This is a genomic window from Streptomyces sp. NPDC006476, from assembly GCF_040612015.1.
GTDB lineage: Bacteria > Actinomycetota > Actinomycetes > Streptomycetales > Streptomycetaceae > Streptomyces > Streptomyces griseorubiginosus_B.
Genome location: NZ_JBEXPK010000073.1, coordinates 23,203 through 40,250, shown reverse-complemented (window position 1 = coordinate 40,250; position 17,048 = coordinate 23,203). Strand labels below are relative to the sequence as shown.

The following is a 17,048-nucleotide window of genomic DNA, read 5'->3' as shown; positions in this document are numbered from 1 at the left end:
ATGTCGACGGGCTTGGCCAGGACGGTGAACTTGGACATGAAGTCAGATCTCCTTGTTGGAGTGGGAGGTGGGGCGGGCGACGGCGATCAGGTCGGTCATGACGTCCATGGGGTCGTAGCGGACCTGGGTGCCGGGGCGGGGGGCGTCGATCATCCAGCCGCCGCCGATGTAAAGACCGACGTGGTGAATGCTCGACAGGCTGGATCCGTAAAAGACGAGATCCCCGGGCCGCACATCTCCGGGCTTGACAGGCTCGGAGGCGGCATATTGCTGTGCTGCCGTGCGGGGCAGGGAAATTCCCGCCTTCGCATAGGCGTAGAGGGTGAGCCCAGAGCAGTCGAAACCGGTGATGGAAGTACCAGACCGCCCGTTGGGGGAGCAGCAGGTTCCCGTGCTGGGGCCGCTGGCGTTTCCGCCGCCCCACGAATACGGGGTGCCGATCATTTTGGCTGCCGCGTTGAGTGCGGTGGCCGCCTCATCTGAATTCGCGGTTACCGTTTTCCCGCCGGTCGGCCGGTCGGCGAGGGCTCGAATGGATTTGACGTAGTCCTGTGTCTCCTTATACGGGGGAACGCCTCCGTATTTGCGGACGGCGCCGCTTCCGGCGTTGTAGGCGGCGAGCATGTTGGACTGCTTGTCGCCGGGAACGTCTTTGATATCTCCGGCGATGCCGCACAGGTACTTGGCTGCCGAGGGGATCGCGTCCGCGGGGTCCCATACGTCGCGTTTTCCGTCGCCGTTTCCGTCGATCCCATGGGTTTCCCATGTGGACGGCATGAACTGCGCAATGCCTTCCGCGCCGACCTGTGACCGGGCTTTGGGATTGAATCCGGATTCCTGTGTCAAAAGCGCGGCGAGCAGGTTGGGTGTGACCTGGGGGCAGGCATTTCCTGCGTCCTGGATCAGAGATTTGTACTGGCTGGGAACGCTCAGGCTGAGCGCCGTGGTGACCGGGTCGTCGCCGGCGGCCTGGACGAGCGCGGCCAGGACGACGGCCGCGGTCGCGCCCACGCCGGCGGTGACGGTTGCAGAGGCTCTCAAGAGTGGAATCCCCCCTTCCCTGGGTTCTGGGTGTTTTCGCTGCTCAGTGCTCGCACAGGAGCTCGCACACTTCTGGCACACCCCTCGCACACCCGCGCCGTGTGAGCGAGGGGTGTGCGAGGGCGTGGCGAGGTCATGAGCGAGCGAGCAGGGCGAGCAGCTCGGCCTTGCGGCGTCCCTTGCGGCGGGCGCTGGCAGGGCCTGCCTGCACTACGGGAGGTGCCGCTCCAAACCCTTCGACAATGACGTCGCGGACGGCTACGCCCATTGACTGGGCACCATCCGGGATGTCATATCCGTAGTCGCGCAGTGCGTTCGCGAGTTCTTCCGTGGACAGGAATTCTGCATTCCCGTAGGCGGCCAGCACGGCCTTGGCGTGCTCGTTCGGTTCCACGGCGTCCAGGCGGACCTTTACGGCCTGCCGGATCATGTCATCGGCGATGAACAGACCTCGCATTTCGCGGACTCCGCGCGGGTCTTTGATGATGAACGTTCCCCGGGCTGACGCGGGAAGGAGTTCCGCGTTCACACCGTCCGGGACGGTACCGAGGATCATCCTTGATGCCGCATGCGACATGACCTTGAATGCGACCTGCACGGTCAGGTTGTTCTTGATGACCGTGGAAATCACATCGTCACGCGGATGCTGCGTGGCACACGCTACGAGAATCCGCGCCGAACGCACCTGGGATGCCGTCAGTTTCAGGGCACTCTCGAATTCCCGCCCCTCCACCGGATCCTCCTTGAAGGTGAGGATCTCATCAATGATGACCAACATCGGTTCCGGACGGCTGTTGCCGTCACGTTTCGACCGGCCACGCCGTTCCGCTACTTCCCGCACATAGTCCAAGGCGCCCATGACGCCTTTATGTGTCAGGGAATTGTCGTAGTAGTCGCAGGCCTCCCGGAAGTCGGAATAGTCACCGTCGGGTTTGCCGTCAACGATGACCAGACGACCTCCAGCCACCAAAAACAGGTAGGCCAGAAACTTCAGGAACGACGTCTTGCCGCCCTCGGTCTCTCCCGCGACCAGGAAATGCTTGCCGATAGGGGACGGCATGGTGAGGATGTTGCCCCACAGGTCGTAGCCGAGGGGAATGTCGGCGTCCAGGTCCAGGCCGGTCAGCTCGGGCAGCTCCGGAATGTGGGTGTACGGAGCGCCGATCAGCATCCGCACGTTCCGGATCGAGCCTTCAACCGCCGCGAAGTTGACGGCCTCCTGGGTCATGTCCAGTTCTGAGGCGATCTCCTCCCGGAGCCGGATGACAGCGGCGGTGGTGTGGGGTGCAGCAACGCGGACCATATGCCCCTCACCGGTGGGGTGCGGGATGGTTTCCACGGACTCCAGGGGCACCTTGAGACGTTGGAGGAGCTGTCCCATGGGCGTGGAGAACACCACGGTCTCTGCGCCCTCCTGGGCAGCGGCCTGCGTTTCCTGCTTGACCTGATGGCTCCGACCGGACGGTGTCTCACCTGCGAGAACGCGTTTCACGGTCGCGCTCAGCTTCCAGGCCGCGTAGCCGAGGGCGACCAGCGTGCCTGCGGTGAGCAGGACGGTGGCCGGCCAGGACAGGCCGAGCTTGTCTTTGATGGCGGCGAGGATGCCGAAGACGACGGCCAGGCCGCCGATTCCTCCGGCCGCCTGCCCATACAGGTCGTCGCTGGCATCTTTGGCCTGCTGTTTCTTCTTGGACACACCCTTCCTTTCTCGGGTCGGTGCGGGTGGTGGTGGTGCTCGCCGGGTCTGCTTGCTGGGTCTGCAGCGGATGCTGCTCACCAGGGCCACTCACCGGGTCTGCGCCCATCGACTGCGATGTGCTTCCGGCAGTCGCAGAAAGGGCCAGTCCGCGCGGGCGGGCTGGCCCCAACTGGTGGTGCCGGACAGGTGGTTCAGGCGCCCGCTTCCTCGGGCTCCTCTTCGTCCTCGGGCTCTTCGGGCGTCTCGCTGTTGTCCTCGTTCGCCAGCAGCGCTCCCCACGCCCGGCGCACCCGCTTCTCGCTGCCCACGAAGCCGTTCTCGCGGAAGGCTGCGCCGGCCTGGCGGTAGGACATCGGCGGTTCGTCGCGGTATCGCAGGTGCCGCAGGACGACGTCGAGCTGGCCGTCGGTCAGCGGCTCGCCGGGCTGCGGGGTCGGCACGCCCGTGACGGCCGCGAGCTGCGCGAGCGTGACGGCGTCACGCTCGCCGTCACGGCCAGCGTGACCCTCGCCGTGACGGCTGTCGGCCGCATCGCCCTGACCGGCGTGACTCCCGCCCGCGCCCGTGCCGGTGGCGTCACGCCCGCCGGTCAGGGCGGGTGTTCCGGTACCGGAGCCGTCACGGCTGGCCGTGACGGGCAGGGCGGGCGCCGTGGGCGTCCAGGTGTCGAGCTCCGGCAGCCGGATCGCCGCCACTGACGCCGGGAGCGGCTTCTCCGTGACGGTCTTCTCGGTGGAGACGGCCTGCTGGTGCAGCTGCTCGGTCATGGTCTGCTGGGTCTTGAGCTGCGCCTTGCGGTAGGCGGTCTCCGCCTTGGCGACCTCCTTCTCCAGGCCGGTCGCGGTCCGCAGCAGCTCGATCCGGTGGGCGGCCTCGGCCTCCATCACCTCCAGTCGGTCGGCGACCTCCTGGCGCTTGGCGTCGATCGTGTGCCGGGTGGCGGCCGACGTCTGGCGCCCCAGCGACGGCAGGGCGATCCACCAGGCCCCCTTGGTCGCGATGATCGCGACCGGGGTGAGGACCACGGCCAGGTCGAAGCCGCCGGTCAGGATGAGGTCGGTGGTGGGGATGGCCGCGTTGACGACGGTGAGCGCCAGACCGGCCACTTGGACCCGCCGGGTGCGCCGGAGGTTGTTGCCGGCCAGGATCTCGGTCGCCTGGAAGACGACCCACAGGGCGTCCAGGGCGCCGACGGTGGGCGCGGACCACCCGTGGAAGCGGGGGGCGAGGATCTGGTAGCTGACGTACACCGACAGGACGGCGACGCCCAGGGTGACGGCGCCCAGGACGGTGAGCACCATCCCGCGGGGCGTGGCTTTCACCTGCCACTTCTTCGTATGCATGGGTCATTCCTTTCTTAGGTCGGGGACATGCGGAAGGCCGGAGCCCGCGGGGCGGGCGGCCGGCCTCGAAACGTGCTGCAGGGCGGGCGGGAAGTTGCCCGCCGCTCCCGCCGGGCAGGAGCGGAACGTGTACGGGGCACGACCGTCAGGACGCGATCGCGGGGGCCCGGTGCGGGGCGATGGTCTGGCCGTCGGGAAGGAGATCGCCGGTGTCGTCGAAGATCAAGACGGCGTTGCACAGCAGCGACCAGCCCTGCTCCGGGTGGGCGGCCACGACGCGGGCGGCTTCCGCGTCCGGGCTGTCGGCCGTCGGACACGCCGGGGTGTGCCGGCACAAGGAGCGCGGCTGGCGGCGGGCCGTGGTCGTGTTGGTGGGCAAGGTCAGAGTGCGCATCGAAACCTCCGGGAGGGCGATGGGCGGCGCGGGCTGCGCGGCTCCCCTGGACCGCGCCCGGACCAGCGCCGCACGAGGGCGGGACCGGGCCGGGCGGATCAGGCAACCGGCAGAGGTCGAACTCAGGCGCTGTCGATGACGCGCTCGACGACGAAGCCCTGCGGGGTGGAGTGGCCTCGGACTTCCTCTACGTCCGCGCCCGGCGTCTGCCTGTGGAAATCCGCGTGCATCGTGATCGCGGTGTAGCCGCTCGGAGTCGTGATGCGGTGCGCGATTTCCTCGCCTGTGGTCTGGTCACGACGGAACATCAGCGGTCCTTCCTGGTGGGAATCGAGGGGTGGAGCTGTCCGGCTCCCCTGGACGCCGCCCGGACCGGCCACCGCACGGGGGTGGCGGGGTCAGGCCGGGCGGGTCAGGCAGCCGACAGAGGTGGCGATGTCGGGCTGGCGAAGCGTCAGCGCTGGCTGCGCCGACGGTTGAGGTAGGCGTCCTGCAGCCGGGCGAAGGACTCGAAGATCCGCTGTCCGATCGGGCAGCGGCCGGTGTCCGTGCAGTCAGTGCAGGTGGCGCGGTGGGAGCGGTGCGCGGTGTGCGCGGCCTGGTAGCGCTCGTACAGGTCGTCAGGCACGGGAATGTGGCCTTCCCGGGTGTGCGCGGTGCGGGTGGAGGTCGGTGACGCGGTGTCCTGCCTCCCATGCGGCTGCGGCGGCCATGGCGGCGGCCGCGAGCAGCAGGCGGGCCAAAAAATGGGCGGCGCCGACGGTGGATGCGGCCCGGGCTGCGCGGTGCTGGGCTGCCCGGGCCGCGTGGATCAGGTGCGGCATCAGTGCCCGAGGTTCTGGCAGGCGCTGCAGGTCCAGGCGGTGGCCTGGCCGGGCGGTGCCGGGGTGACGCCGAACCAGCCGCCGCAGCGATCGCACTGCATGCCGGTGCCGGCCGTGGCGGGCACGGGAGCGGCGGAGGACGGCGGGCAGTTGCTCGGGTCGCAGTTCCAGAGCCCGCACAGCGGGCACGCGTCGTTCTGCCCGGTGCCGACCATCGCGAGGCGGGCCCGCATCTCCGCGACCGTGCGCGGTGCGCGCCGCACGGCGGGGATCACGGCGTCCTGGCGGCGGACGACGTCCAGGAGGTGCTGCCCGAGACGGCGGTGGGCGTCCGGCACTGCCGGGACGGGCCGGGGGCGTGTCATGCTGTCGATCACAGGAACTCTCGCTTCCTGTATGGACGGCCCCGGAACTTCCACCTTCCGGGGCCGTCGCCCTACGGCTGGCCGGACGGCCAGCCACAGCCCGTCTCCCACCCCCTAACGCTCTGGTGGGGGTGGGAGTCGGACTGTGGCGGATCGTCAGGCCGCCGGGGCGTAGGCCGGCGCGCCCTCGCGCAGCAGGTAGTCGGACTCCGTCCAGGCGGAGCCGATCGCGAACGGCTGGCCGTCGGGGCGCAGGGTGTCGCGGACGATGACCGCCCACCGCGCGCCGGACCGGTTTCGCAGCAGCTGCGCGGCCTCGCGCGGGTCGGTGACGAGCGCCAGGACCTCGAACCGGCCGTCGGTGTTCTGGTAGATCGCGCCGGGGCGGCGGGGGCCGATCTCGTCATCAGCGCCGGGCAAGGTGACAGTGACGGTGGTGGGCATCATGCTGCGGCTCCGATCAGGCGGGCGAGGACGGATTCGTCGGTGTAGTCGGTCGCTTCCTCGCGCCGGACCCGGGCGAGGCGGTAGTGGTCGACCGCCCGGCGCCGGGCCCGCATCGCAAGGAAGCCGGCCGGGGAACCCAGTGCGTTGCCGCGCAGCAGGTGCTGCCAGGCATCCAGCCAGGCGTCCTGAGCAATGTCGTCGGCCAGGCCGCTGTCGGCGGGGCGCAGGGCGCGGGCCGCGACGGCGGTGACCATCGGCGCGTGCTCGCGGTACAGCGCATCCAGCAGCTCGCGGATGGCGGTGTCGCCGGGCCGGGCGGCGGAGGACTGCGGGTGCGGCCTGGAGCCAGCCGGTGTCGGCCGGTCAGGGGTCCGCTCGTGCGGAAGGGGCCGCCGCGGTAACAGCGGTCGGGTGACGGCCACAGGGCCGTCGGCCATGATGGTCATTGTGGGTTTCCCTTTCGGGCGGAAGGGGGCGCCCGCAGCACCAAGGAACCCCCAGGGCGCACTCCCTGGGGGTTCGTCATGTGCGGCGGGCAGTGCGTCCTGCGCACTCCGCCGACCACCAGCTCCGCGGTAAAGCGCGGGCCGGTCGACGGCGGGCAGCGCAGGCTGCCGGGTCAGACCTGCTCGATCTCGATCACACCCCGGACGGCGCTCTCTCCCCGCCGGAACGCGCTCCTGTGCAGCGCAACCACCGTGAGGAGCTGGCCGTCGCGGGTCCGCAGCTGCTCACCCGCCGGGGTCTGGGTGTAAACGAACGGCTCGAATCCGGCGAGGGTGTTCGCGCCGATCAGGCGCTGCGCCTCTTCCAAGCTCAGGCCGACCGTCTCGTAGTCGGTGTCGGGGGTCCAGCCGAAGTACCGGTGCGAAATCAGAGCGTCTCGGGGCATGGGCGTCTCCTGACGTCAAGGGAAGAGGGAGGGGAGTGCGTCCTGCGCACTCCGCCGTCGACCGGACCCGCAGTGCAGTGAGGTCGGTCGACGGCGGGCAGCGCAGGCTGCGGGCTTGTTCGGGCTGGCCTTGCCGTGGTCGCTCGTATCAGAGCCTGGGATCAGGCGCCTGTTCGCGGTGTCATCTGCGCGTAATGCCCGGCAAGTTGGGCCTGGCGCTGCTCATGCGCCTTCACATTCCGGGGCGCCAGCGGGACCGCGCGGCTCTCTGCGGGAGCATCACCGGCGGGCACCGTACGGCGGCTCTTGTCGGTGTCTGCCGCGAGAGGCAGCACCGCGTTCCAGTCGGCCATGCGTCCGGCCAGGGTGCGCTCCGCGCGGGCGCGCAGGGTCCGGTCGGTCTGCGGACTGAACGCCTTGGGCAGCACTTCAGTGGCCCGGCGGCTGGAGGCTTCCTTGACCGCGTCGGTCAGTGCCTGGCGCCACTCGGGGATCGTCATGTCGAACTGAACGCGGCGGTTGCTGCCCCGGCAGCGGACCGCATCGGCGACACCGGCCTCGCCGGTGTGGTGCGGGACCAGCTTCTGAACCTTGCTCTGCATGCCGGTGATCGGGCACCAGGTCTTGCAGTACTCGCAGATCAGGACGGCTTTGAGCGGCTGCCGGAGGTCGATGTGCGACGGCGGGAGCTGGGAGAGCTTGATGGCGGGGAGGCTACTGACCCGCTTCGTACGGGTCCGGGTCTTCCGCTCTTTGGCCTTGGGCATCGCGGACGTGATGGTCATACGGAATCTCCTCGCGTGCGGAGGTGGGTTCGGGCTGCGTCGCGGTGCTCTCTCCGCCCGCCAGGCGCACGGGAAGCCCGGCGTCCTGGAGGACGGACAGCGCATCAGCGCTGCGACGTACATGCAGGAAGTCGAGAACCCGGGAGTTTGGTGGTGCCACATCCCGGCCCCCTCTTGCGAGGCGGACGACTTCCTACGGTCTTGCTGGCAGAGGGCCGACACTTTCCGGCTCCCTCATCCGACGCCGCACGAGGGCGGTTCCGGGTGGAGCAGTCGGATCTCATGACCCGTCGAGCCGATCAGGGCCTATGGCCCCATCGAGGCGTCACGTGTGAAACCATAAGCGCATAAGCCTTAAGGCCGCAAGCTTTAGGGTCGCTCCATGCTGGATGAAGTGGTAGGGCACTAAGGTTGCGGCAGGTCAGGACGGACCGGGGAGGCATAACGTGAGCAGCGATGACGCCTGGATGGGTGATGCTCAGCCGTATCTCACCCCTCGCCAGGCGGGGGAACGCGACGCCTGGAGCGAAGAGGCTGCAGCGCGCGGCCGCCGCGGGAGCCAACGCCTGCTCGCCGTTGAGGAGGTCGATCCTCCAGACTTCGTGCGCGAGTTCCTCGACCTCGGTCCCACCGACAGGGCCGTAGTCCGTCGGCGGCTGATTCTGCTCGATGGTGAGCCCATTGAGATGGCGGACTCCTACTACCCGGCACACGTCGCGCGCGGCACCCGACTTGCAGAGCGCGGGAAGATTCCTGGTGGAGCGGTCACACTGCTCGCTGAGCTGGGTTTCACCCCCGAAGACGAGCCTCTCGAAGACGTTTTCGCGGCGACGGCCAGCCCTGATCAGTGCGCGGCTTTGGGTCTGTCTCCAAGCACACCTGTGCTGGTCCTGACTCGATTCACCGCATCCACCAATGGAGAGCCACTGGAGGTCAGCGTCATGACGATGACCCGACACCTCCAGTACCGACAGAGGAAGCAGGCCAGCTGAATGGCTAGATCGTTCGAGGACAAGCGATCGGCCCATCAGAAGATCGCTGCGACTTTGCGCAGGCAGATCACTCGTGGCGACCTTGCCCCAGGAGCAAAACTGCCGTCGACCCCGGCGCTGATGGAGATGTACGGCGTCGCGGGCACCACGGTGCAGAAGGCCCTGCTCATGCTGAAGGACGAAAACCTGCTGATTGGCCACACCGGCAAGGGCGTCTTCGTTAAAGGCGGCACGCAGCAAGCCGTATCGCCTGCCGTATACATGCCGCCAGCAGAAGCTGGCGAGCCCTACCGCTGGATCACCGAAGCTGCGAAACGCTCGCAGCACGGATCGACGAAGATCCTCGAAGTGGGCCCCGTCTCGCCACCGCGGGAGATTGCCCTGGCTCTTGGACTGGGAGAGGAAGAGCGCGCACTTCTGCGCAAGCAGATCTTGTTGCTCGATGACGAACCGACCGAGCTCACCTGTTCGTACTACCCGCTCGACCTTGCGGAAGGTACGGCGATGATGGACCGCCCGAAGATCCGAGGAGGTACACCTACCCTGCTGAACGAACTGGGGTTCCCGCCCCGGACTTTCGTGGACGAGGTCTCCTCCGAGATCCCTACAGAGGAAGAGGTTGTAGCCCTCGAACTCCCGAAGGACATGCCGGTCATGCTCACCTTCCGGATCGTGTATTCCGATGGCGATCGACCGATCGAGGCGTCTCTGCTGACAAAGGCGGCACACAAGTACCGGATGCGGTACCGACTCGCCGTCACCTAGCAGCGCCCTTGCTGGTACCTCGCGCCCCATAGAGTGCGACGTCACCGACGCCCCCTTAAGCGAATAAGCCTTAAGGGGGTACGCTGCTCTCGCTTGAAGCGTCGCCTTGATATCGCATTGCCTGATCACGTACTGCGCCCCTCTGACGGCCGTCGTTGTGGGGCCCATCACACGCCTCAAGGGGGCTGAGCAACATCACAGATCGCTCGTCACTTCGGTGAACGAGTTTCTCAACACGTTTTCAACGAGTAGGTACACATGGGTTTTCGGGGCCCGCGCCTAGGCTCCGAATCATGGTGAAGACGGAGGATCACGGGGTGAGCAAGCGCGCTGGATGGCGCCCGGACAAGCTCAGGGAGCACCGCGAGGCTCACGGGCTGACGCTTGAGGAAGCGGGTGAGCAGCTCCGGCTCGTGGCAGAGCAGGCTGGTCTGAAGGGTGTGCCTGCCGCGAATCCCCAAACCTTGAGCCAGCACGAGACTGGCGAGAGCTATCCGGGTCCGTCGTACCGTCGGGCTTATTGCCTGCTGTACCGGGCGACGGAGCCATCGCTCGGGTTCCGTCCGGCGCTCCCGGGAGAGGAGACCAAGTTCGAGGTCAGTCCGCTTCCTGAACAGCGCAATGGCCTTCACGTCATCGCCGTTGAGCGCGCCTTGACCCGGATCGGGAACGGGGACGGTTTCGACAGCTATAGCTGGCAGCAGCGGGTGATGGAGGCGTGGAAGCGGCGGCGTACCGGCGGTGACCCGCACCGGCCCTGTGTGGTTCTGGTGGGCGGGTATGCGGGCTCGGGAAAGACCGAGTTCGCCCGTTTTCTGACACATCTGACGGGCTGGCCCCTGGTGGACAAGGACCCGCTGACCCGGCCTTTGGTGGAACCCCTGCTCGCTGCCCTGGGATCGCAGCCACACGACCGGCACACGGACCTGTACCGCTCCAAGGTCCGGCCGGCTGAATACGCCGCACTGATGCAGGCCGTCTACTCCCATGTGTCCTGCGGCATCTCTGCCGTGGTGACCGCGCCTTTCATCACAGAGCTCACGGACAAGCAGTGGATGGAGCGGCTGATCAACCGGTGCGCGTCGTACGGCGTGGAGGTGGCGCCAATCTGGGTTCAGTGCGATGTGGAGTCGATGCACGAGTACATCTCCCACCGCGGCGCAGCTCGGGACGCGTGGAAGCTGGAGCGGTGGGAGGAGTATGTGGCCACCGTCGACGTGGACTTGCGTCCTGTCGTGCCTCATCTAGTGGTGGACAACCGCATGGGCGCCGCAATCTCTCTGGCAGATCAGGCACGTCAGGCGATCGGGGCGGTGGCGGGATGACACAAGGGGTGATCCTTTACGGCCCGCCCGCGGCCGGCAAGGACACCGTCACCATGGCCCTCACACAACTCGGCTCCCGATATGAGCAGTTTGCACGCCTCAAGGTCGGCTCAGGCAAGAGCGTCGGCTACCGGATGGGCACTGCCGAGCAGCTGCTTGAGCTGGAGGCCGCGGGCGACGTCGTCTACGCCAACAGCAGGTACGGCAACGTGTACGTCATCGACCGCCCCGGCCTGGACACGGCGTTCGCGACCGGAGTCCCGGTCGTGCACCTTGGACAGGTCGACGGCATCCGGGCGCTGATCGACAGCTTCCCGGCCGACTGGGCTGCGGTCCTGCTGTGGTGCTCGAGGGAAGAAACCGCGCGGCGGTCCGAAGGCCGGGGTGATGTGGACACCGCGGCGCGCCTGGAGGCCTGGGATGCGACCCGTGAGGACCTGGACACGCACGAAGCCATGGCCTGGGATCTCACGGTGGACACCACGACGGTGTCGCCGCAGGAGGCCGCACTGCGCATTGACCAGCTGCTGATGCAGCGGGCGGAGGCGGCTACGGCATGAGAGCGGGTCAGGGGTGGGCGAGGCGGTCCAGGGCGTCGGTAAGCGTGAGCTCGCTGTCGTCCTTGACGTCGTCCCAGCGTGACAAGGTGGTTGCGGCCGCGCGCAGCATCTCCGGTGGAAGGCCGGCGGCCGCGAGCATGTCGGCTGCCTCTTCCAGCTCCGGACCCCAACGCCAGGCGCGGGCTGCGGTCTTCGCGATGTACTCGGGCTCGGAGAGGTACGAGGCGGTGCGCCGTGAGGCGACGTCGATGAGCTCCTGGTCGACCCCGTGCTCGCGAGCCAATCCGGTCGTGAGCGCCACCAGGACGCGGGACGTCTTCTGGTATGCCGCGTACGCGAGCTTGAGCGCGGATGCCTGCCCGACGTCGGTACCCAGCACCTTGGTATGGACGGGAGTGCCCGCGAAGAGTTCTTCAAGCTGGACGGCCGTGACAGATGGACCGGACAGGTACAGCGTCGGTGACTTGCCGCCCACGGGCGGGGAGCCGACCACGCCGGCGTCGACGACGGTGGCCTCCGGTGCGAGCAGCCCGGCGATCCGCAGCGTGCGCTCGGGGTTGATGGCGTTGGCCTCCACGTACACGCCCGTGTATCCGGCCCGGGCGACGTCGTGGGCGAGGTCTTCGGCGGCGGCCGGCGGGCAGAGGCTGATGACGATGTCGCTGCGGTCCAGCAGCTCGGGCAGCGTGGCGACCGATGTCAGGCGGGCCTTCTCGGCGCGTGCGGCGGAGGCGGGGCTTCGTCCCGCCGGGCACCACAGCACCGCGGCCGCGTTGGTCGCGGCGCAGGCGGCGACGGCGGCGCCCATGCTGCCGGGGTGGAGGATGCCGACGGTGGGCTGGTGCACAGGGCTACTCCGTGGGCTGGGTGAGCAGGTAGTCGATGGCGTCGATGACGTCGTCGGCTGTGTGGTCGGGGGCGGGGACGTGCTCCGGCCAGGGCCGGTCGCGGACCCAGATGGTGCGCAGACCAGCGGCTGCACCGCCGACGATGTCGGTTTCGGGGTTGTCGCCGGTCATCCAGTCGTCGGGCGTGAGCTGGGTGCCGCACCGTGCGGCGGCGAGCTCGAAGAGCCGGGTATCGGGCTTACGGGCGTCGATGTCGCCGGAGGCGGCGATGCCGTCGATCAGGTCGGCGAGGCCAGTGGCCCGGACCTTGGCGCGTTGGACGTCGCTGGCCCCGTTCGTGGCGACACCGATGCTCCAGCCGGCGTCCTTGAGCTGTTGCAGGCTGTTGAGGACGGCCGGGCGGCAGTGGACGGCGGCCGCCATGCGGTCGACGTAGACGCGCCACAGATGGTCGGCGGACTCGGCGAGTTGAAAGGCGCTGCGCAGGCGGTCGAAGTCGCTGCGGTCTGCCCGGTCGGCGAGTTCGGTCAGCAGCCAGTGCTCGATCTCCGAGCCGTAGCCGTGGTCGTGGCTGAGGGTGGCTATGGCGTCCGCGACGGCGGAATGGCGGTCGACCAGGGTGCCGTCCAGGTCGAAGAGGGCAAGGCGCATGCGAGTGACCCTATCTGCGCCTCTACCTGGACAGATTGGCTTGTCGGAGATGCAGACATTGAAAACGGGGTCTCTGACACGTCCTCAACTGCACCACTAGGAGCTGCAGTCCATGTACAGTTTCTGATCACACGTGGAAGGGGAGTGATGACCGATCTAACCGATGTGGTGGATGAGCTGCTCAGCCGTCCCGCTGATGTTCTTCCTCCGCCGGAGGTACGGGCTCGTCTCCGCAAGGCCTCCGGGCTGACGCAAGAAGAGATCGCAGACGCCTTCGGTGTGCACCGGATGGCCTTTCTCCGCTGGGAAAACGGCCATAGCATGCCGCGCCCGAGACACCGGGCAGCCTACTTGCGCCTCCTCAAGGGTTGGGCCCAGAAACACCCGGAGGCCGCCGACGGCTTCGCACTCTCGGAAGCGTGCTGACGTGCACGAGACCACCCGACCGCCGTAGAAACGCCGAAGCGGCCCTGTCGCCACAACAGGACCGCTTCCTAGCAATTCGACTCGCGCCTACCAAAGCCCTGAGTCGTGAGCAGCGAGGTGACCTCGTCTGCCGGGTGATGCCCGTGGGCCAATGGCCCGCGTGGTCACCTATACCCAGAGTATGCGCCACACAAGGCGCAACGCCACTACTCCGGGCTTGGCAGTAGGTCACATTTGCTGGTCGCGGCTCCCCGACCTGGGGAGATGACTCCTTTTGCACAGCCAGACCGAGGCTGCTGGGCAGCCCGTCGAAACCGATCCCGGCCTTCCAGATGAAGGCCGCGCGGCAAGTCCTCCTCCGCGACCGCCGGACGACTTCCTCAATTCTCGTATCGTGCCTGGTCGCGAACCTGTCGAACACGTCGTCGTGTCCGCGCGTGTCCTGGACAGCGGGCTGCGCTCCGGCCTGGACTACGCCGTTTTCCTGCACGCCACGTTCCTGATGGAGCAGTGGCAGCGCTGGCGTGCTCGCGCGACGGTGTTCGCCGAACCCGAGCCGGAGGTCAGCGAGGAGGCGCTGCTGCGGGCCTTGGCGGCCCGGGACGTCACGCGTGACGACGGCCGTCCGCTCGCCCTGTCCGACGTGCGTGAATCGCTGCTTCGGGTGGCGGCCGCAGGCCTCGTTCGCGGCCTGAGCGTGCGAGGGGGCGGCCAGTGACACGCGACGACTTTCCCACACGCCAGATCGTTTCCGCCGCCAGCCAGGGGCGCGAGCCGCTGCCGCCCGTCTCGGTCCACGAGCACATGGTCTTCGGCGCCGGCATGACCGACGCCCTGGACTACCTGGTGCTGCTGCACTGCATGTTCCTGGCCGCCTCCAGCCGTCCCTTCACCGTCACGGACGTCATCGCGTCCCTGCAGCAGGAGGGGATCCGTAGCGGCAACGGCAGTGGCCTGGTGGGCCGGGACGCGGTGCGCGCTTCCTTTCGCGGGCTCATCGAGGCCGGCTTCATCCGGCGAATCCAGTCCAACGAGAAGGGCAAGTTCGGCAAGGCCGAATACGAGCTGTTCCAGCACCCGTCCTACAATCCGGCCCGGACGGTCCCAGCCACTTCCGAAGCTGCAAAACCGCAGGTCACACCGCAGACGGGAATGCCGTCCCCGGCCCGACCTGCGGAAACAAGTAAAGCCGCAGGTCACACCGCAGACGGCATTCCCGGCGCCGGCATTCACGGCGACGGCGACCCCGGCGACGGCAACGGAGATAAAACCGCAGGTCACACCGCAGACGGCATTGCCGTCCCCGGGTGCGCCGCCCCCCCCACTCCCCCCCATAGGGAGGAGGAGGATTCCTCCTCCCCAAACCCCTCCGCTGCAACAGCGGGCGCAGGGGCTTCGGTGGACCCAGCACGTGTGGCGGCCGCAGCCGAGTTGCTGGCCGGGTTGCCGGGCCGGTGGGCGTGCGGGCGCCGCACGGTCGGAGAGCTGGCTCCGTTGCTCGCTGAAGCGGCCGCCAGTCAGGGCTGGGAGATGAGCAGGGCTCTTGCTGCGCATCTCACCCGCTCCACTCGCCGGGCCCGCGAGGAGTCCAGGGTGGTGCTGCGTGAGCGCATCGAGGACCTGCCCCGGTACGCGGCCGTGCGCGCGGTCAGCCCGGCCGCACCCCGTCAGACGCAGCTGCCCACGGCGGCTGCTGGCCACGTCGAGGCTGCTTCCGCCGGTGACGAGCCGCCCGCCGCGGCACCGGTCGATCCTGCCGTCGTGGGCAAGGCGCGGGAGCTGCTGATGTCGCTGACGGGGCCGTGGGAGCTTTCCCCGGAATCCGCTGAGCGCCTGGCGCCCGTTCTGGCGGCGAAGGCCACAGAGCGCGGGTGGGCGTTCGATGGTGAGCTGCGGGAGAAGCTGATGCAGAATCCCGGCGGGGCCCACAATCACGAGCTGCTGCTGGAAACCCACCGCATCGGCCGCCTGCCCTACCGCAAGCAGGCGCCTGCCCGGCCCTCACGGGCCGGTTCCTCGCCGCGGCAGGCCGCGATCGACGCGTGCCCGCGGTGCGACGCGTGGGGCCAGTACGAGATCGACGGCCGCTACGCCCTGTGCCGCCACGACGTCCAGCCGGACCCCTCTGGCATCCCGGCCCAGACAGCCCCCTCGGAGCAGCCCCCGGCCCCCTCCGACGCCGCCAAGGGCGGGACGAGCCGCAACTTCCGTGACCTGCTGGATGCGCTGCGCCAGCCCGCCGTGTAGGCCCAGCCCACCGCCGCAGACAGTAAAGCGGCGCCCGTCTTCCTTGGCCGGTCGCGGGCGCCGCAGATCTCAGGAGAGACCATGACCTCGACTGTAGCGCCAGACCAACCTGATGCCGGATTCAGCAGGGTTCCCCCGCAAGCCGTGCCGGCAGAGCAGTCCGTTCTGGGCAGCATGATGCTGCTCGATTCGGCAGCCATCGAGTGCCAGAACATCATTCGGCCCGAGGACCACTTCGTCCCTCGCCACCAGATCATCCACCGGATGATCCTTGAGCTGCGCAGCAAGAACGAGCCCAGTGACCCCATCGCGCTCACCGCCGCGCTCACCAAGAGCGGTGACTTGGCCAGGATCGGTGGGGCCGCCTACCTGCACGACCTGATCCAGGCCGTCGACACCCCCGCCAACGGCCCCTACCACGCACAGATCGTCAAGGAGAAAGCCGTACTGCGCCGCCTCGCGGAAGCCGGCGTCGCCATCACCGAGGCCGCCTTCGTCGGCCAGGGCGACAGTGACGAGCTGGTCGCCGACGCCGCACAGAAGATCGCCACCGTCGTGGAAGGCGTCCAGCAGGACGACGACTTCGTACTGCCCAAGGACACCCTGGAAGACACCCTGGACCGCGTCGACCAGGCCAAGAACGGCGGCGGCCCGACGGGCCTGTCCACCGGGTTCGTCGACATCGACAGCCTCACCAGCGGCCTTCAGCCCGGCCAGATGATCGTCATCGCGGGCCGCCCCGGCATGGGCAAGTCCACCCTGGCCATGGACATCGCCCGCGCCTGCGCGATCCAGCAGGACATCCCGGCCGCCTTCGTCTCGCTGGAGATGAGCGTGGACGAACTCAACATGCGGCTGCTGTCCGCCGAATGCCGGGTAGCCCTGCACCACCTGCGCTCCGGGACGACCACGGACGAGGACTGGGACCGCATGGCCCGCCGCGTGCCCGCCATCCAGGCAGCACCGCTGTACATCAACGAATCCGCCAACACCCTGGGCGCCATCCAGGCCAAGCTGCGCCGGCTCAAAGCCCGCGAGCCCCGGCTCGGCCTGGTCGTCATCGACTACATGCAGCTCATCAACCTCAGCGGCCGACGCCCCGAATCCAGAGAGCGGGAAGTCGCGGAGATCAGCACCTCCCTCAAGCTCCTGGCCAAGGAACTCCAGCTGCCGATCATCACGCTCGCGCAGCTCAACCGAGGCCCGGAGGCCCGCGCCGACAAGCGTCCCACCAAGGCCGACCTGCGCGAGTCCGGAGCCATCGAACAGGACGCCGACATCGTGATCCTGCTCTACCGCGACGACGCCTACACAGCCGAATCACCCCGCGCCGGCGAAGTCGACCTGATCTTCGACAAGCACCGCAACGGACCCACCGCCACCATCACCGTCGCCGCCCAGCTGCACTACTCCCGCTTCGTCGACATGGCCCACACGTGACCGG

21 protein-coding genes are annotated in these 17,048 nt (G+C 68.2%); 8 read left to right on the top strand and 13 right to left on the bottom strand.

The window, feature by feature from the left end; all coding sequences use genetic code 11:
• Window positions 1–42: 42 nt before the first annotated feature.
• From ABZZ74_RS43770 to ABZZ74_RS43720, 11 genes are all read right to left on the bottom strand, one after another.
• Window positions 43–1,011: a bifunctional lytic transglycosylase/C40 family peptidase gene (locus ABZZ74_RS43770; RefSeq protein WP_356949711.1), complete on the bottom strand. Its 969-nt coding sequence runs from the start codon at window positions 1,009–1,011 to the stop codon at window positions 43–45.
• Window positions 1,012–1,174: 163 nt separating this feature from the next.
• Window positions 1,175–2,737 (bottom strand): hypothetical protein, encoded by a 1,563-nt coding sequence (locus ABZZ74_RS43765; protein WP_356949710.1) that lies wholly within the window; start codon window positions 2,735–2,737, stop codon window positions 1,175–1,177.
• A 194-nt stretch (window positions 2,738–2,931) separates the two neighbouring features.
• Window positions 2,932–4,083 (bottom strand): hypothetical protein, encoded by a 1,152-nt coding sequence (locus ABZZ74_RS43760; RefSeq protein WP_356949709.1) that lies wholly within the window; start codon window positions 4,081–4,083, stop codon window positions 2,932–2,934.
• A 145-nt stretch (window positions 4,084–4,228) separates the two neighbouring features.
• Window positions 4,229–4,420, bottom strand: a complete 192-nt coding sequence (locus ABZZ74_RS43755; protein WP_356949712.1) for a DUF5999 family protein — start codon at window positions 4,418–4,420, stop codon at window positions 4,229–4,231.
• Between the two features lie 179 nt (window positions 4,421–4,599).
• On the bottom strand, window positions 4,600–4,785 hold the full coding sequence (locus tag ABZZ74_RS43750) for a hypothetical protein (protein WP_356949708.1): 186 nt from the start codon (window positions 4,783–4,785) through the stop codon (window positions 4,600–4,602).
• A 146-nt stretch (window positions 4,786–4,931) separates the two neighbouring features.
• On the bottom strand, window positions 4,932–5,105 hold the full coding sequence (locus ABZZ74_RS43745; protein WP_356949707.1) for a hypothetical protein: 174 nt from the start codon (window positions 5,103–5,105) through the stop codon (window positions 4,932–4,934).
• A 195-nt stretch (window positions 5,106–5,300) separates the two neighbouring features.
• Entirely contained in the window at window positions 5,301–5,666 is a 366-nt protein-coding gene (locus ABZZ74_RS43740) for a hypothetical protein (RefSeq protein ID WP_356949706.1), read from the bottom strand.
• A 156-nt stretch (window positions 5,667–5,822) separates the two neighbouring features.
• Window positions 5,823–6,113, bottom strand: coding sequence for a hypothetical protein (locus ABZZ74_RS43735; protein ID WP_356949705.1), 291 nt, complete (start codon window positions 6,111–6,113; stop codon window positions 5,823–5,825).
• Complete coding sequence (locus ABZZ74_RS43730) at window positions 6,110–6,550, bottom strand: sigma-70 family RNA polymerase sigma factor (RefSeq protein ID WP_356949704.1); 441 nt, start codon at window positions 6,548–6,550, stop codon at window positions 6,110–6,112. Before ABZZ74_RS43730 ends, ABZZ74_RS43735 begins: the two co-directional genes overlap by 4 nt.
• A gap of 182 nt (window positions 6,551–6,732) precedes the next feature.
• A complete protein-coding gene (locus ABZZ74_RS43725; protein WP_356949703.1) occupies window positions 6,733–7,005 on the bottom strand; it encodes a hypothetical protein in 273 nt (90 codons plus the stop codon).
• A 161-nt stretch (window positions 7,006–7,166) separates the two neighbouring features.
• Window positions 7,167–7,790 carry a hypothetical protein gene (locus tag ABZZ74_RS43720; protein WP_356949702.1) on the bottom strand — a complete coding sequence of 208 codons (624 nt, stop codon included), beginning with the start codon at window positions 7,788–7,790 and terminating at the stop codon, window positions 7,167–7,169.
• Window positions 7,791–8,236: 446 nt separating this feature from the next.
• Here ABZZ74_RS43720 and ABZZ74_RS43715 point away from each other — a divergent pair, with 446 nt between their 5' ends.
• The 4 genes from ABZZ74_RS43715 (at window position 8,237) to ABZZ74_RS43700 (ending at window position 11,432) form a co-directional block, all read left to right on the top strand.
• The gene (locus ABZZ74_RS43715; RefSeq protein WP_356949701.1) at window positions 8,237–8,782 is read left to right on the top strand and encodes a UTRA domain-containing protein; all 546 of its coding nucleotides are present in this window, start codon (window positions 8,237–8,239) and stop codon (window positions 8,780–8,782) included.
• Entirely contained in the window at window positions 8,783–9,547 is a 765-nt protein-coding gene (locus tag ABZZ74_RS43710) for a GntR family transcriptional regulator (RefSeq protein WP_356949700.1), read from the top strand. It begins immediately after the preceding gene.
• 293 nt (window positions 9,548–9,840) lie between these two features.
• Window positions 9,841–10,872: an AAA family ATPase gene (locus ABZZ74_RS43705; RefSeq protein ID WP_356949699.1), complete on the top strand. Its 1,032-nt coding sequence runs from the start codon at window positions 9,841–9,843 to the stop codon at window positions 10,870–10,872.
• Complete coding sequence (locus ABZZ74_RS43700; protein WP_356949698.1) at window positions 10,869–11,432, top strand: guanylate kinase; 564 nt, start codon at window positions 10,869–10,871, stop codon at window positions 11,430–11,432. Before ABZZ74_RS43705 ends, ABZZ74_RS43700 begins: the two co-directional genes overlap by 4 nt.
• 7 nt (window positions 11,433–11,439) lie before the next feature.
• On the opposite strand, the gene ABZZ74_RS43695 is transcribed toward ABZZ74_RS43700, so the two are convergent.
• Window positions 11,440–12,279: a DUF1932 domain-containing protein gene (locus tag ABZZ74_RS43695; RefSeq protein WP_356949697.1), complete on the bottom strand. Its 840-nt coding sequence runs from the start codon at window positions 12,277–12,279 to the stop codon at window positions 11,440–11,442.
• Window positions 12,280–12,283: 4 nt separating this feature from the next.
• Window positions 12,284–12,931, bottom strand: coding sequence for an HAD family hydrolase (locus ABZZ74_RS43690; protein WP_356949696.1), 648 nt, complete (start codon window positions 12,929–12,931; stop codon window positions 12,284–12,286).
• 147 nt (window positions 12,932–13,078) lie between these two features.
• Between ABZZ74_RS43690 and ABZZ74_RS43685 the strand changes: the two genes are divergently transcribed.
• The 4 genes from ABZZ74_RS43685 (at window position 13,079) to dnaB (ending at window position 17,044) form a co-directional block, all read left to right on the top strand.
• On the top strand, window positions 13,079–13,357 hold the full coding sequence (locus ABZZ74_RS43685) for a helix-turn-helix domain-containing protein (protein WP_356949695.1): 279 nt from the start codon (window positions 13,079–13,081) through the stop codon (window positions 13,355–13,357).
• 427 nt (window positions 13,358–13,784) lie between these two features.
• Window positions 13,785–14,075, top strand: coding sequence for a hypothetical protein (locus tag ABZZ74_RS43680; RefSeq protein WP_356949694.1), 291 nt, complete (start codon window positions 13,785–13,787; stop codon window positions 14,073–14,075).
• On the top strand, window positions 14,072–15,604 hold the full coding sequence (locus tag ABZZ74_RS43675) for a hypothetical protein (RefSeq protein WP_356949693.1): 1,533 nt from the start codon (window positions 14,072–14,074) through the stop codon (window positions 15,602–15,604). The genes ABZZ74_RS43680 and ABZZ74_RS43675 overlap by 4 nt, the downstream gene beginning before the upstream one ends.
• 174 nt (window positions 15,605–15,778) lie before the next feature.
• Window positions 15,779–17,044 (top strand): replicative DNA helicase, encoded by a 1,266-nt coding sequence (dnaB, locus tag ABZZ74_RS43670; protein ID WP_356949692.1) that lies wholly within the window; start codon window positions 15,779–15,781, stop codon window positions 17,042–17,044.
• Window positions 17,045–17,048 lie beyond the last annotated feature (4 nt).

Coding starts and splice junctions, on each gene's coding strand:
- ABZZ74_RS43700 (WP_356949698.1), top strand. CDS start 10,869: ATGACACAAGGGGTGATCCTTTACGGCCCGCCCGCGGCCGGCAAGGAC.
- ABZZ74_RS43750 (WP_356949708.1), bottom strand. CDS start 4,785: ATGTTCCGTCGTGACCAGACCACAGGCGAGGAAATCGCGCACCGCATC.
- ABZZ74_RS43760 (WP_356949709.1), bottom strand. CDS start 4,083: ATGCATACGAAGAAGTGGCAGGTGAAAGCCACGCCCCGCGGGATGGTG.
- ABZZ74_RS43735 (WP_356949705.1), bottom strand. CDS start 6,113: ATGATGCCCACCACCGTCACTGTCACCTTGCCCGGCGCTGATGACGAG.
- ABZZ74_RS43720 (WP_356949702.1), bottom strand. CDS start 7,790: ATGACCATCACGTCCGCGATGCCCAAGGCCAAAGAGCGGAAGACCCGG.
- ABZZ74_RS43690 (WP_356949696.1), bottom strand. CDS start 12,931: ATGCGCCTTGCCCTCTTCGACCTGGACGGCACCCTGGTCGACCGCCAT.
- ABZZ74_RS43725 (WP_356949703.1), bottom strand. CDS start 7,005: ATGCCCCGAGACGCTCTGATTTCGCACCGGTACTTCGGCTGGACCCCC.
- dnaB (WP_356949692.1), top strand. CDS start 15,779: ATGATGCTGCTCGATTCGGCAGCCATCGAGTGCCAGAACATCATTCGG.
- ABZZ74_RS43685 (WP_356949695.1), top strand. CDS start 13,079: ATGACCGATCTAACCGATGTGGTGGATGAGCTGCTCAGCCGTCCCGCT.
- ABZZ74_RS43740 (WP_356949706.1), bottom strand. CDS start 5,666: ATGACACGCCCCCGGCCCGTCCCGGCAGTGCCGGACGCCCACCGCCGT.
- ABZZ74_RS43705 (WP_356949699.1), top strand. CDS start 9,841: ATGGTGAAGACGGAGGATCACGGGGTGAGCAAGCGCGCTGGATGGCGC.
- ABZZ74_RS43710 (WP_356949700.1), top strand. CDS start 8,783: ATGGCTAGATCGTTCGAGGACAAGCGATCGGCCCATCAGAAGATCGCT.
- ABZZ74_RS43730 (WP_356949704.1), bottom strand. CDS start 6,550: ATGGCCGACGGCCCTGTGGCCGTCACCCGACCGCTGTTACCGCGGCGG.